A 13,206-nucleotide genomic window follows, 5' to 3' on the forward strand; every position below is an offset into this window, starting at 1 on the left:
TGTGAACGAAATCGATCAACTCCCGCTCGTCGTCATCGCGGGTCGTCCCAATGTCGGAAAATCGACGTTGTTCAATCGTCTCGTCGGGCGTCGACAGGCGATCGTGTCCGACATGCCCGGCGTCACCCGTGATCGCAAGGAGGGCGAGGCGCTCCTTCGCGGGAAGAGGGTCCGGCTGATCGACACGGCCGGTCTCGAGGAGGCGGCGCCGGATACGCTGTACGGCCGTATGAGAGCCTCGTCGGAATCCGCAGTATCCCAGGCGGATCTCGTCCTGTTCTGTATCGATGCCCGGGCCGGGGTGACACCTGCGGACAAGCATTTCGCGGCGTGGCTGCGGCGTCAGAACAAGCCGGTTCTGCTTCTGGCGAACAAGGCGGAAGGTGCCGCTGCGACGAGCGAGGTTCTCGAGGCCTATTCTCTCGGTCTCGGAACGCCCATGGCGCTCTCTGCCGAGCATGGAGAGGGAATCGCCCATCTGATGGGCGAGATCGCGGATCGTCTGCCGGATACGAAGCGCGAGAAGGCGCCCCGTTCCGATCGCAATGCCAGACGTGACGAAGGCGATGATCCGGAGGAGGATATCCGTCCGGCGGGACCTCTGAGACTGGCTATCGTCGGGCGTCCGAATGCGGGAAAATCGACCCTGCTCAATGCGCTTCTGGGCGAGGAGCGGATGATCACGGGACCGGAACCCGGGCTGACCCGCGATTCCATCGCCGTCGCCCTGCATGACGAGGTGGGGCCCATACAGCTCGTGGACACGGCGGGCCTGCGCCGCAAGGCACGCATCGAGCAGGATCTCGAACGGATGTCGGTTTCCGCATCGATCGAGGCCCTCAAGATGGCTGAGGTCGTGGTGCTGACCCTCGATGCGACCCTCGGCGTGCATGAGCAGGATCTCCAGATTGCCCGCCTTATCGAGCGGGAAGGGCGCGCCTGCGTGCTTGCTTTGAACAAATGGGATGCGGTCGAGGATCGCGCGGCCACGCGCCAGGCCATAGCTGACCGGATCGAGACATCCCTTGCGCAGATGCGCGGGATTCCTGTCGTCACGTTTTCTGCCCTGACCGGGGCCGGTGTCCAGAAGCTCCTCCCTGCGGTGCGGCGCGCGCATGAGGTGTGGAATTCGCGCGTGACGACCGGTGAGCTGAATCGCTGGTTCGAGGCGGCGCTGGAGCGGCATCAGCCTCCGCTCGTCGATGGAAGGCGTCTGAAGCTGCGTTACATGACGCAGGCCAAGTCGCGCCCGCCGACATTCATTCTTTTCGGGACACGGGCCGAGCTGCTCCCGGATTCGTACAAGCGTTACCTCGTCAACGGCCTTCGGGAAACGTTCCATCTCCCGGGGACGCCGATCCGTCTCCAGCTTCGCGGCACCAAGAACCCGTATGCGGAGACCCGTTCGTAAGGGATAGCCAGCATGAATGAAGACAGGGTCGCAGGGCAGGATACCGCGCTTGTCCTGATCGAGTTCCAGAACGATTTCGCCTCTGCCGGCGGGGCATTGCATGAGGGTGTCAGGCCGGAGATGGAACGTACCGGCATGCTGCCGCGGACGATCGATCTGGTGGCCGCTGCCCGCGCGAAAGGGGTCCGGATCGTCTGGGTGCCGATCGTCTTTGCCGAGGGATATCCCGAATTGCGGCAGGACATCTACGGCGTGCTCGCCAATGTGGTTGCCACCCGTGCCTTTCGCCGGGATGGCTGGGGCGGGCAGATCATCGAGTCTCTCACCCCGCATGACGAGGATATCGTCATCTCCGGAAAGCGGGGTCTGTGCGGCTTCGCGAGCACGAATCTCGATTTCGTGCTTCGGCAGAATGGCATCCGGCGTATCGCCCTCGGTGGATTTCTGACGGATTGCTGTGTCGAATCGACGATGCGGACTGCCTATGAGCGCGGCTACGATGTCGTCACGCTCACCGATTGCGTTGCGACCCTTTCCCGGGCGCAGCATGAGGCGGCCATCCAGTACAGCTATCCCATGTTCTCGCATCCCATGACGGCACGCGAGTTTCTGGAAACGGTCTGACCGCCCGGATCGATCGGGCAGGGTCGGAGAAGGAAGACCTTGCCGGATCTGCGGGGGAAGGGCGTGGAGCAGGGCGCAGGTCGTTCGTGCTCGGACGCGCGACTCTCTGGCGCACGCTGTCCGACCATCGGATGATGCCCGGGCGGTGACCCGCAAGGGGGCCCGGGCAGGGATCGGGGCGCCGGATGAGCCCCGGATCGTCAGATGAACAGGGAGGCGAGGAGACAGAATCCCAGTCCGAGAAACGCGATCAGTGTCTCGATCACGCACCATGTCTTGATCGTCTGGGGCACGGTCAGGCCCAGATACTCCTTGATCTGCCAGAAACCGGCATCGTTCATGGGACCGAAGGCAACCGAACCCGCGCCCGTCACGAGTACCATCAGTTCCGGCGAGACGCCGTGACTTTTCAGGAGGATGGGACCGGCGATGCTCGAAGCCGTGCTCATCGCCACCGTGGCGGAGCCACAGGCGACGCGCACGATGACCGCAAGAAGCCAGCCGAGCACGAGCACAGGGACATGCGCGCCCAGTGCCGCATCGGTGATGGCCTTGGAAACGCCGCTATCCACGAGTTCGCGACCGAAGCCTCCCCCGGCACCGACGAGCAGCATGATCAGCGCGGTCGGGCCGAGACATTCATTGGTGAATCTGAGAATGGTATCGCGCGAGAAACCGCGCGCCAGCCCAAGCACGTAAAACGAGAGAATGACCGCGAGAACGAGGGCGATATCGGTATTGCCGATGAAGTGAAGCGCCGTGTTGACCGTCGTGCCGGGGCTGGAAACGCGATCTGCCACAGAGGCGACGAGCATCAGCACCACCGGGGAGAGGATGGTGAAGACCGTGATTGCGAAGCTCGGCATATTGGCGGGCGGCTCGCGGTTGACGAATTGCGCTGCCAGCGGGTTCGCCTCCGTCAGGGGGACACGGGGGGCGATGAAACGCGAGAAGAGCGGCCCTGCTATGATCGCGATGGGCGTGCCGATCAGGATGCCGAGGAAGATCGTATGCCCCGTATTCGCATGATAGGCGGAAAGGGCGAGAAGCGTGGCCGGATGCGGCGGGATCATCGCATGGGTGACGGAGAGGGCGGCGCCCATGGGAAGCGCCACCCGGAGCAAGGGGGTTTCCGTTCGTGCGGCGAGGACGAAGGCCAGCGGGATGAGCAGGACGAAGCCGACCTCGAAAAAGACGGGCAGGCCGATCAGAAGCCCGATGATCATCATGGCCCAGTCGACCCGGGATCGCCCGGCATAGCCCGAAATCGTGAGGGCGATCCGGTCCGCACCGCCCGATTCGGCAAGCATCTTGCCCAGCATGGTGCCGAGCGCGATGACCGTGCCGACATGGCCGAGCACATGGCCTGCCCCCTGCTCGAAGGATTTCACCACCTCGTCGGCGGGCATCCCTGCGGCGAGGGCAAGCGCCAGAGAGACCGTGAAGAGAACGATGAAGGGGTTGAGCCTGAAATAGGCAATGAGCACGACGATCGCGAGAATCGCGGCTGTGGCGAGGGAGATGGCAAAAATCGCAGACATGGCGTGATCTCGAAACTGAAACCGTCACGTGTCAACGCGGCTTCAGGCGGAAATGCGATCACATATTGGGTAATAATCCTGCGATATTCGTGGATCAGGCGGAAAAACCCCGACAATCTTGGATCGATCCAAATATCACATTTCCGCCAACGCAGCGCCGCCCACCGGCAGGGAATGGCGGAGCTGGGCCGCCTCCTTTAAGGGATTACACAGAGTTTTGACCTTCGTCCGCCGGAAGGCGGGCGTGCAGATGTTCCGGGAGACACAACCGTGCTGATTCGCAGTGACGAGAAAAACGATATCGAAACCCCGACCGGCCCGATGCGCGTCCATCTGTACCGGCCTGTCGGCCCGGGACGGTTTCCGGCCATTCTCCTGTTTTCGGAGATCTATCAGGTCACGGCGCCGATCGAGCGCCTCGCCGCCATGATCGCTGGTCAGGGCTATCTCGTCGCCGTACCGGAAGTCTATCATGAATATGAGGCACCCGGATGCGTGCTTGCCTATGATCAGGCGGGCACGGAGCGCGGGAATACGCTCAAATACACCAAACCCGTCGGGCAGTTCGACAGCGATGTCGCCTCTCTTGTCGCGTGGCTTCGCGAGCACGAGGGCTGCAACGGCCGCTTCGGCGCGTTCGGTGTCTGTCTCGGCGGCCATCTCGCCTTCCGGGCCGCGCAGAACCCCGCGATCGAGGCCACCGCGTGCTTCTATGCGACCGATCTTCACACCGGAACGCTCGGCGGCGAGCGCGCAGACGGGACGCTGGCCCGGTGCAGCGCGATCGCAGGGGAGATCATGATGGTGTGGGGCCGCTCCGACCCGCATGTTCCCTATGAGGGGAGGCGGCAGATCAGGGATGCGCTCGAGCAGGCCGGTACGGCTCTCGAATGGCACGAGGTGGATGGCCAGCACGCCTTTCTGCGCGATGGCGCGCCGCGTTTCGATGCAGCACTTTTCCTTCAGGGAATGGCCTTGACTTCGGCTCTCTATCATCGCGTCTTCATCCGCCAGGTCTGACCCGTGAAGGCGGAGCCGGTCCGGGACGGATTGTACGGGGCCGAGCGTGTCCGGGCGATGCTGGCCGTCGCCCTCGCCGTTCTGCTTTCCGTACTCGATTATGCGGTCGCGAATGTGGCGCTTCCGAGCATCGCGCATGATCTCGGCATTGCGTCCTCCCAGTCCATCTGGGTGATCAATGCCTATCAGCTCGCCTCGCTCTCGATGCTGCTCCCTCTTGCCTCGATCGGCGCCAGGATCGGCTTTGCGACGATGTGCCGGTTCGGAATCGCATTGTTCGTTCTCGCCTCGATATTCTGCGCCCTGTCCCATTCGCTGTTGCAGCTTGCCCTTGCACGCGCCCTGCAGGGCGCGGGGGGCGGCTGCATCATGAGCGTCGCCATCGCGCTGATCCGCTTCATCTATCCGCGAAATGCCCTCGGTCGCGGCCTGTCGCTCAACGGTCTGATCATCGGAACCGGCGTGGCGCTCGGGCCGACGGTCGGATCTCTCGTTCTCTCGGTCGCATCGTGGCCATGGATCTTCTGGATCAACGTGCCGCTTGGTCTGGCGGCGCTCCTGCTCGCCCGGTTTGCCTTGCCGACGACGCCCCGCTCGGAAAGGGCGCTCGATCTTCCGGCCATACTCCTCACGATCGCTGCCTTCACGCTTACGGTCATCGGCATAGACGATGCCGTGCATGGAGGATCCGCCTCGGGTGCTGCGCTCGTTCTGTGCGGGATCGCTTGCTGGGCGGGATTGCTCCGCTACCAGAAAGGGCGCGCCGATCCCGTCGTGCCCGTCGATCTTCTGGCCGTGCCGTCCTTTCTCGTCGCTTTCATCGTCGGTCTTGTCGGCTTCATCGCCTCGAATTTCTTCATCATCGCGATGCCGTTCACGCTTGAGACGGTGTTCCATCGTCCGGCGACCGTCACCGGGTTCCTCATCACGCCCTGGGCGGTCGGCGTTGCTGTCATGTCGTTTCTGGTCGGGCGATGGGCCGACCGCGTTCCGGCATCGCTGCTCTCGAGCTTCGGTCTGGCAGTCACGGGCTGCGGTTTTGCCCTTCTGTGGCAGATGCCGCAGGATGCGGGCAATGTCTCGATCGCCTGGCGCGTGGCTCTGGCCGGAGCCGGTTTCGGTATATTCCAGCCACCGAACAACCGGGTCATGATGCTCTCGGCGCCGACCGGGCGGGAAGGGAGCGCCAGCGGGCTGGTTTCCGTGGCGCGGCTCGGCGGGCAGACGCTCGGGGCGCTTCTCGTCGCCAGCGTGTTCCGCTTCAGCACGCATGCTTCCGTACTATGTCTGTTCTGCGCGATGTGCGTCGCCTGGCTGGGTGCCACGCTCAGCGTGGCGAGGCTGCTCGGCCCCGGCTCTGGCCCCGGTTCTGGCCCCGTTCAGCCCGGCAGAATGCGATAGAGCGTGGTGTCGCGCTCCGTCTTGCCTTCGAGCTCGAGTGTCGTGGCGATGCGGCTCCGGCGCAGGATCTCGATCCCTGTTTTCGGGGCATAGGGTCGGCCCGGATCGGCCATCCAGACTTCCATGGAGGCGGCGCATCGCCTGAGCCAGGGAATCAGACGATCGGCCATGGACTGGTTGTAGCAGACATCGCCGCAAAGCAGCAGGTCGATCGGCGGCAGGTCGCCGATATCCGTTCCGCTCAGATCGCCGGGGAGGGGCGTGACGCGGACGTCGTTCAGGGTGGCGTTCAGGCCTGCGCAGTGCAGGGCGAGCGGATCGATATCGTTGACGAACACCTCTTTCGCTCCCGCCCGGGCGCAAGCGATTGCGGCAAGCCCTCCACCGCAGGCGAAATCGAGAACCGACCGACCGGCAATGCGCCCGGGATGATCCAGGGCATAGCGCGCGAGAAGCTGGCTGCCGGGCCAGGAGAACGCCCAGAACGGAGGTTCGATGTTCAGAGCGTCCAGATGCGTTTCCGTCGCCTGCCAGATCGGCGTGATCTCGGTGGCTAGGTGAAGACGGAGTTCGGGCACGCCCGGAGCGACCTCGATGGTCGTCTGCCCCGCGATAAAGCTGTCGGGATCGGGAGGCTGCCGGGAGTCGGGGGCGGATCCGGTCGAGGAGGCGGGCCGGGCGCTCACGCGAGGAACCGCCCGAGCAGAAAGGCCAGCGCCAGAACCATGCCGACCGGGACGTTCTGGCGGAAGAGTGCGAGGCACCCGGCCGGGTCGTGGATATCGAGATGACGGACCTGACGGAAGAGGAGCCCGCAGGCAAGCAGGGCGACAGGCCAGAAGCTCCAGTGCATGGCACCGCCTGCACCGCAGAGCAGGAAGAAGACGCTCGCCCCGCCATAGCACAGGGCGACGAAGAGCCGGGCCTTTCCCGCCCAGAGGCGCGAGGTCGAGCGCACGCCGATCCGGGCATCGTCATCCATGTCCTGAAATCCGTAGATCGTGTCGAAGCCGAGCTGCCACAGGATCGTGCCCGCGTAGAGCATGAGTCCCACCGCGTCGAGCCTGCCCGCGCTGGCCGCATATCCCATCGGGGCGCCGAAGCCGAATGTGAAGCCCATCACGAGCTGGGGCCACCATGTAACGCGCTTTGCTGCCGGGTAGAGGCTGACCAGAAGGAGCGCGAGCGGCGCGAGAGCCCAGCAGATCGGGGGGAGGCAGGCGAGCACCAGAGCGCCGACGCCCAGAAGCCCGGCGAGAAGGACCAGAGCCTGCCGGACAGAGAGCGCACCGCTCGCCAGAGGGCGGCCCGCAGTACGCGAGACCTGCGCGTCGATCCGGCGATCCCAGATATCGTTGACGACGCATCCCGCCGAGCGCATGGCGAGCGATCCGACGGCGAAGAGAATGCCGAGCAGGAGAATATGGGCGGGCCGGGACGTTGCAGGCAGGGCGATCCCCCATAGCCCGGGCAGGAAGAGCAGCCATGTTCCAACCGGACGGTCGAGCCGGGCGAGCAGGAGATACGGCCGCATTCCCTGCGGGAAACGGGCGATCCAGCCATGAGCGCGTATGTCGGTATGGGACGCGTGCGGGCCGCTCATTCTCTTCTCCTTGTCGTCATGAAGGTTCATTGCGTCTATGAAAGCGCAACGTCAATCACGATCACGGTGCAATCATGCAGGACAGTCCGCGTCTCCATCTCGCCCCGGAAACCCTGCAGGGCCAGGCCGGGGAGACGATCGCCCTCGCTCCGGGTCATGTGCGCTATCTGGCGACGGTTCTGCGTCTCGGCGAGGGTGATCTCATCCGGGTGTTCAATGTGCGAGCAGGAGAGTGGGAGGCCCGTCTCGGGGCGTTGCGCAAGGAGCGGGGAAGCGCGACCCTCGTCCGGCAGCTTCGCCCCCCCTCTCTTCCCTCCGGGGACGTGACGCTTCTTTTCGCGCCGCTCAAGCGCGATGCGACCGACCTCGTGATACGGATGGGGACGGAGCTCGGTGTGACGCGGTTCTGCCCCGTCGTGACCGACCGTACCAACACGCACAGGATCAACGACGAGCGGCTCTCGGCAATCGCTGCGGAAGCCGCGGAACAATGCGAACGCCTCGACGTGCCGGAAATCGCTCCTCTCGAGCCTCTGACCCGGCACCTCCAGGACTGGCCGGACACGATGCCGGTCTATCTCGCGCTCGAGCGCCACGAGACCGGCGATCGCGACGGCACACCCGCCCGGCCCTGCGACCCGGTGCCGGAGTCCTATGGATTGCTGATCGGACCGGAGGGCGGATTCTCCGAAGGCGAGCGTCGTTTCCTGCTCGAGCATCCCCGGATCCAGGCGATTTCGCTCGGTGCGCTCGTCCTGCGGGCCGATACGGCGGTGGCAACCGGACTTGCCCAGTTGGCGTTTCGCGCCCGTCGGTCCATATAGGACGAAACTCCCCGGTTTCTATTTACTGATTCCCGCTTTCCCAGGACCCTGCGCTGCCCATGTCCAATCCCGGTGACCTGAACGATACGCCCATCGAGAGCAAGACCCAGCTGGTCGAGCTGCTCGCCGCCGGTGCCAAGCCGCCCTGCGACTGGCGGATCGGTACCGAGCATGAGAAGTTCGGTTTCGTTCTCCCCGACGACCGGTCCGGACGTCAGGATTATGCGCCCCCGCCTTATGCCCCCGGGGGGATCGAGGATCTGCTGATCGCCCTGCGCGGCAGCGGCGACTCCTGGTCGCCGATCGAGGATGGCGGGAAGGTGATCGGCCTCAAGGGGCGCGGCGAGCACAAGGGCGAGTCGATCTCTCTCGAGCCCGCGGGTCAGTTCGAACTCTCCGGTCGGCCGGTCGCGAACCTGCACGAGACGAGTGCGGAAATGACCGGACATTTCGAAGCGTTGCGCGGGCCGGCTGCCGGGCTCGGTCTCGGTTTCGCGCCGCTCGGTTTCCAGCCCCTGTGGTCGCGCGATGCCATGCCGCTCATGCCCAAGAGCCGCTATGCCATCATGCGTCGGTACATGCCGCAGGTCGGGACGCTCGGTCTGGACATGATGACGCGCACCTGCACGGTTCAGGTCAATCTGGATTTCGGCTCCGAGGAGGATATGGCGCGCAAGATGCGTGTCTCGCTGGCGCTCCAGCCTCTGGCCACGGCCCTGTTTGCGAATTCCCCCTTCGTGGAGGGCAAGCCCAACGGTCTTCTCTCCAACCGTGCCCATATCTGGACGGATACGGATAATGCGCGAAGCGGCATGCCGCCCTGCTGTTTCGAGGAGGGATTCGGTTTCGAGCGTTATGTGGACTGGATGCTCGACGTGCCCATGTATTTCGTGATGCGCGACGGGCAGATACGCGATGTTGCCGGCGCGTCCTTCCGGGACTGGATGCAAGGCAGGACGCCCGCGGCGCTGGCAGGACTGACGCCGACCATGGGAGATTTCGAGGATCATCTCACCACGGCCTTTCCCGATGTCCGTCTCAAGCAGTTTCTCGAGATGCGCGGGGCCGATGCCGGAAGCCCCGCAATGATGATCGCCCAGTCGGCGCTCTGGGTCGGCCTGCTCTACGATCCGGCGACACTTCTGGCTGCGGAGGCCCTCGTGAAGGAGCAACCCTGGGAGGTCTATCGGACCTTGCGTGGCGATGTGCCGGAACATGGTATGGATTCCCCTTTCCCCGGCGGGCTTCGCGACCTCGCAGGACGCGTTCTGTCTCTTGCAGCGCAGGGGCTTCGCGCGCGCGGGCTGGGCGAGGGCATCTATCTGGCGCCCCTGCAGGCGATCGTCGCAGGGGGGCGCACCCAGGCAGAGTACTGGCTCGAGCAGTATTACGGCCGCTGGCAGGGCGATGTCCGTTTCATCTTCGCCGAAGCCGCAATCTGAGGAATATGCCATGAAACGGATGCCCACATGGCTTGCCTTGTCTCTTCTCGTTTCCGGTCCGGGGATTGCCGGCGCGACGATATCGGCGGCGGCGGCGCAGACGCCCGGCGATGACGTAGGGACGACCTTCCGGGGCTCGGCCTCCGGGGATTCTGACGTGCGGGGCGCCGATTCCCTGCATCCTGCTGCGCTGCATCCTGCCCCGTTGCGTCCTGCCGATGCCGGCTGGGTGGCGCGCATTCAGGACAGTCTGAACGCGACCCATGCCATAAAGGCCCGGTTCCGGCAGATCGCTCCCGATGGCTCCGTCACGACTGGCACGGCCTTTCTCGACCGGCCCGGACGGATGCGTTTCGAATATGACAAGCCGAGCCCTCTGCTGCTGGTCGCCAATCATGACCAGATCGTCTATCAGGACCGCGAACTGGGGCAGGTGACCACCATTCCCCTCGAGCGGACTCCGCTCGGACTGCTTCTGCGCCCCGACCTCAGATTGTCCGGCGACGTGACAGTGACGGCGTTCAGTCATGAGGGGAATGCGCTTCGCATCACGCTCGTGCGAACGGCGGCCCCGGGGGAAGGAAGTCTGACCCTCGTCTTCGATGCTTCGCCGCTCGCTCTTCGCGCCTGGGTGGTGCGGGATGCTCAGGGCAGGGAGACCCGCATCGAGCTCTCCGCAATCAGCACCCCGCCCGCCTTGCCCGATTCGCTCTTCGCCCTGCCGCAGAGCGGGGACTGAGCTGCCTCCCTTTGCGGCCTGCCCTTTTCCGGGCCTGCTTTTTGCCGCGTATCGCCCGGAGCGCGCGCAATGGACCCGCAACGGGCTCGCAACGGGCAGGCGGAGAGGGACTCAGGATCCCGGCGTCGTTTCCCGGGCCAGCTCGAGGGCGCGTGCGTAAACGACGCGTCTGGGCAGGGAAACGGCTGTAGCGACGAGCGCTGCCGCGTCCTTGACGGAATGCGATGCAAGGGCGGTCCGCAGGCGCGTATCGAGATCCTCGCCCGGTTTCGCCTCGCCCTCTCCCGGCGGGGCGAGGAGCACCGTGATCTCACCGCGCGGCGCGGTCTCCCGGAAATGCGTCCTGAGCGCGTCGAGCGTGCCGCGCCGGACCTCCTCGAAGCGCTTGGTCAGCTCGCGGGCAACGGCGGCATCGCGTTCGCTTCCGAAAACCGCGATGAGATCCTCGATCATGTCCAGAAGCCGATGCGGTGCCTCGTACCAGATCATCGTTGCAGAAAAACCGGCCTGTTCGGCGGCCCGCAGAACGGAAAGCTGGCTCCGGCGTGCGGCGCTGCGGGGCGCAGGAAAGCCGTTGAAGACGTAAGGATGCGGCGGCAGGCCCGAAAGGGTGAGCGCCAGAGTGGCTGCATTCGCTCCCGGAATCGCCCCGACCGGAAGTCCATCCGCAACCGCAGCTCTCACGAGCCTGTATCCCGGATCGGAGACGAGCGGCGTGCCTGCGTCCGAAACCAGTGCCATACGTGCGCCGTTTCTCAGTCTGCCGAGCAGGGAAGGGATCCGGTCTTCCTCGTTATGATCGTGGAGAATCTGTGTCGGTGTGGAAACATTATAGGCCTTGAGCAGTTTTGCAGTGACCCGTGTGTCTTCGCACAGGATCAGGTCGACGGCTTTCAGTGTCTCGATCGCCCTGATGCTCATATCGCCCAGATTGCCGATCGGGGTCGCGACGAGGGTCAGACCTGCGGAAGGCAGGGTCGCGGAAACGGGCGAAGTGTCATATGGATGCGTCGGACCGTCAGGGGTCGAATCGTCAACAGGAGTATGGGTGGCAGATGATAGGTCGGACATTCGGTCCCCGTCAGAACGTGGTTTCCTCCACATCGCGCAGGTCGGCCTCGGCTTGCAAGGTTTCCGCTCTGGCAGGCGTCGCTCTTCTCGGTCTCAATGCATGTAGCGGCCCGACCACCGCACCGCCGCCGGGTGGGTCCGTTTCCCCCGCTGCACAGGACCGGAATGCGGAGAAGCGCATCGGCATGCTCCTGCCTCTGACCGGACGTTTTGCGAAGCTGGGTCAGCAGATGGCGAATGCAGCGCATATCGCCGTTCCGGACGGGCATGGCGTCGTTCTCGATATTCGCGATACCGACGCCCCGGGTCAGACCGCCGAGGGGGTCGCACGCTCTGCCCTCGATTCGGGCGATCGGGTCATACTCGGCCCTCTGACAGCGGCCCAGACCGGGGCCGTCGCAACCGTGACGCAACCGGCGGCGATCCCCGAATTCGCCTATACCAGCGATCAGGCGCAGGCGCGCCCCGGGCTCTGGGTCATGGGCGTGACCGTGGAGCAGCAGGTGCAGCGCCTCGTCGAGGCGGCAGTGGCCGAAGGCAGAACCTCTTTCGCGGCGTTCCTCCCGGAATCGCCCCTCGGTCATGCCCTTGCCGATGCCCTGACCCGGACCTGCGCCAGTAGGGGGCTCGCCACCCCGCGTATCGCTTTTCATGAGCGCGATCCGGCTGCCATTGCCGCGGCGCTCAAGACATTTGCCGATCTCGATGCCCGGGAAACGCTGGCCAGGCAGAAGAAAGCGGAGCAGGCGGGTTCCGTCGGCGCGGCGAACGATCCTGCATCCGGTGGTGCGGCGCGTGGCGCCGCGACGGGTCAGCCCGATGCCGTCAATCCTCTGGGCCTCGATGCGGAACCGGCCTCCCCATCCGCTGCGTCACCCTCTGCTCCATCCTCCTCCGCAACGTCCTCTACGGTCCCGTCTGCCGGCGCCTCTTCAGCTTCCGCATCGTCTTCCGCTGCCGCTCCGGAGGGCGCATCGCGTCAGGATCCGGTTTTCCCGCCCCCCTCTTTCGACGTGCTCCTGCTGGGCGATACGGGGCTTCAGCTCGCCGCCGTGATCGACGGCATGAAGCAGGCCCATATCGACCCGCGGCAGACGCGGATTCTCGGACCGGGCCTCTGGGCGGCTTTCGTTGCAAAACTCGGGGCGCTGCAAGGCGGATGGTTCGCCGCTCCGGATCCCTCCTCGCGTCGCGACTTCGCGCAGCGCTATCGCAGCCGCTACGGCTATACGCCATCCGTGCTCGCCAATGTCGCCTATGATACGGCAACGATGGCGGCAGTGCTCAGCCAGACACCGGACGGCTTCTCCCGGCAATCGCTGCTTCGGCCGGACGGGTTTGCCGGAGCGGATGGGACATTCGTGCTGCGACAGGACGGGACGGTGGCCCGCGGTCTCGCCGTTTTCGAGATCCTGCCCCATGGCGGCATGAAAATGTCGTCCAGCGCGCCACGGCGTCTGACGCAGTAAGGCTCGGAACGCAAAAAAGGGGCGGCCTCCGGTCTTCCACCGGGGCCGTCCCGTGCGGTCG

The 13,206-nt window shown here is 65.0% G+C and carries 12 protein-coding genes; 8 read left to right on the plus strand and 4 right to left on the minus strand.

The window, feature by feature from the left end; all coding sequences use genetic code 11:
* Positions 1-10: 10 nt before the first annotated feature.
* Positions 11-1,411 (plus strand): ribosome biogenesis GTPase Der, encoded by a 1,401-nt coding sequence (gene der / locus SSA02_RS03780; protein ID WP_147092693.1) that lies wholly within the window; start codon positions 11-13, stop codon positions 1,409-1,411.
* A 12-nt stretch (positions 1,412-1,423) separates the two neighbouring features.
* Positions 1,424-2,035 carry an isochorismatase family cysteine hydrolase gene (locus SSA02_RS03785; protein ID WP_147092534.1) on the plus strand — a complete coding sequence of 204 codons (612 nt, stop codon included), beginning with the start codon at positions 1,424-1,426 and terminating at the stop codon, positions 2,033-2,035.
* A gap of 200 nt (positions 2,036-2,235) precedes the next feature.
* Here the strand turns inward: SSA02_RS03785 and SSA02_RS03790 are convergent, their stop codons facing one another.
* Positions 2,236-3,576, minus strand: a complete 1,341-nt coding sequence (locus tag SSA02_RS03790; RefSeq protein WP_147092535.1) for a GntT/GntP/DsdX family permease — start codon at positions 3,574-3,576, stop codon at positions 2,236-2,238.
* A gap of 270 nt (positions 3,577-3,846) precedes the next feature.
* Here SSA02_RS03790 and SSA02_RS03795 point away from each other — a divergent pair, with 270 nt between their 5' ends.
* Complete coding sequence (locus SSA02_RS03795; protein WP_147092536.1) at positions 3,847-4,596, plus strand: dienelactone hydrolase family protein; 750 nt, start codon at positions 3,847-3,849, stop codon at positions 4,594-4,596.
* 57 nt (positions 4,597-4,653) lie between these two features.
* Positions 4,654-5,997: an MFS transporter gene (locus SSA02_RS03800; RefSeq protein WP_147092694.1), complete on the plus strand. Its 1,344-nt coding sequence runs from the start codon at positions 4,654-4,656 to the stop codon at positions 5,995-5,997.
* Here the strand turns inward: SSA02_RS03800 and SSA02_RS03805 are convergent.
* Together SSA02_RS03805 and ubiA are read right to left on the minus strand one after the other, a co-directional pair.
* Positions 5,976-6,683: a class I SAM-dependent methyltransferase gene (locus SSA02_RS03805; protein ID WP_147092537.1), complete on the minus strand. Its 708-nt coding sequence runs from the start codon at positions 6,681-6,683 to the stop codon at positions 5,976-5,978. The genes SSA02_RS03800 and SSA02_RS03805 overlap by 22 nt on opposite strands.
* The gene (gene ubiA, locus SSA02_RS03810) at positions 6,680-7,600 is read right to left on the minus strand and encodes a 4-hydroxybenzoate octaprenyltransferase (RefSeq protein ID WP_147092538.1); all 921 of its coding nucleotides are present in this window, start codon (positions 7,598-7,600) and stop codon (positions 6,680-6,682) included. The genes SSA02_RS03805 and ubiA overlap by 4 nt, the downstream gene beginning before the upstream one ends.
* A 74-nt stretch (positions 7,601-7,674) precedes the next feature.
* On the opposite strand from ubiA, the gene SSA02_RS03815 reads away from it, so the two are divergent.
* From SSA02_RS03815 to SSA02_RS03825, 3 genes are read left to right on the plus strand one after another with little or no spacing between them, the layout of a single operon-like run.
* Positions 7,675-8,424 carry an RsmE family RNA methyltransferase gene (locus SSA02_RS03815; protein ID WP_147092539.1) on the plus strand — a complete coding sequence of 250 codons (750 nt, stop codon included), beginning with the start codon at positions 7,675-7,677 and terminating at the stop codon, positions 8,422-8,424.
* Between the two features lie 59 nt (positions 8,425-8,483).
* On the plus strand, positions 8,484-9,866 hold the full coding sequence (locus tag SSA02_RS03820) for a glutamate--cysteine ligase (protein ID WP_147092540.1): 1,383 nt from the start codon (positions 8,484-8,486) through the stop codon (positions 9,864-9,866).
* 10 nt (positions 9,867-9,876) lie between these two features.
* Positions 9,877-10,605, plus strand: a complete 729-nt coding sequence (locus SSA02_RS03825) for a LolA family protein (protein WP_246103592.1) — start codon at positions 9,877-9,879, stop codon at positions 10,603-10,605.
* Between the two features lie 111 nt (positions 10,606-10,716).
* Here the strand turns inward: SSA02_RS03825 and rsmI are convergent, their stop codons facing one another.
* Positions 10,717-11,676: a 16S rRNA (cytidine(1402)-2'-O)-methyltransferase gene (gene rsmI / locus SSA02_RS03830; RefSeq protein WP_147092541.1), complete on the minus strand. Its 960-nt coding sequence runs from the start codon at positions 11,674-11,676 to the stop codon at positions 10,717-10,719.
* On the opposite strand from rsmI, the gene SSA02_RS03835 reads away from it, so the two are divergent.
* On the plus strand, positions 11,661-13,145 hold the full coding sequence (locus tag SSA02_RS03835) for a penicillin-binding protein activator (RefSeq protein ID WP_186807659.1): 1,485 nt from the start codon (positions 11,661-11,663) through the stop codon (positions 13,143-13,145). The genes rsmI and SSA02_RS03835 overlap by 16 nt on opposite strands.
* Positions 13,146-13,206: the final 61 nt, after the last annotated feature.

It is taken from the genome of Swaminathania salitolerans (genome assembly GCF_007988945.1).
Classification (GTDB): domain Bacteria; phylum Pseudomonadota; class Alphaproteobacteria; order Acetobacterales; family Acetobacteraceae; genus Swaminathania; species Swaminathania salitolerans.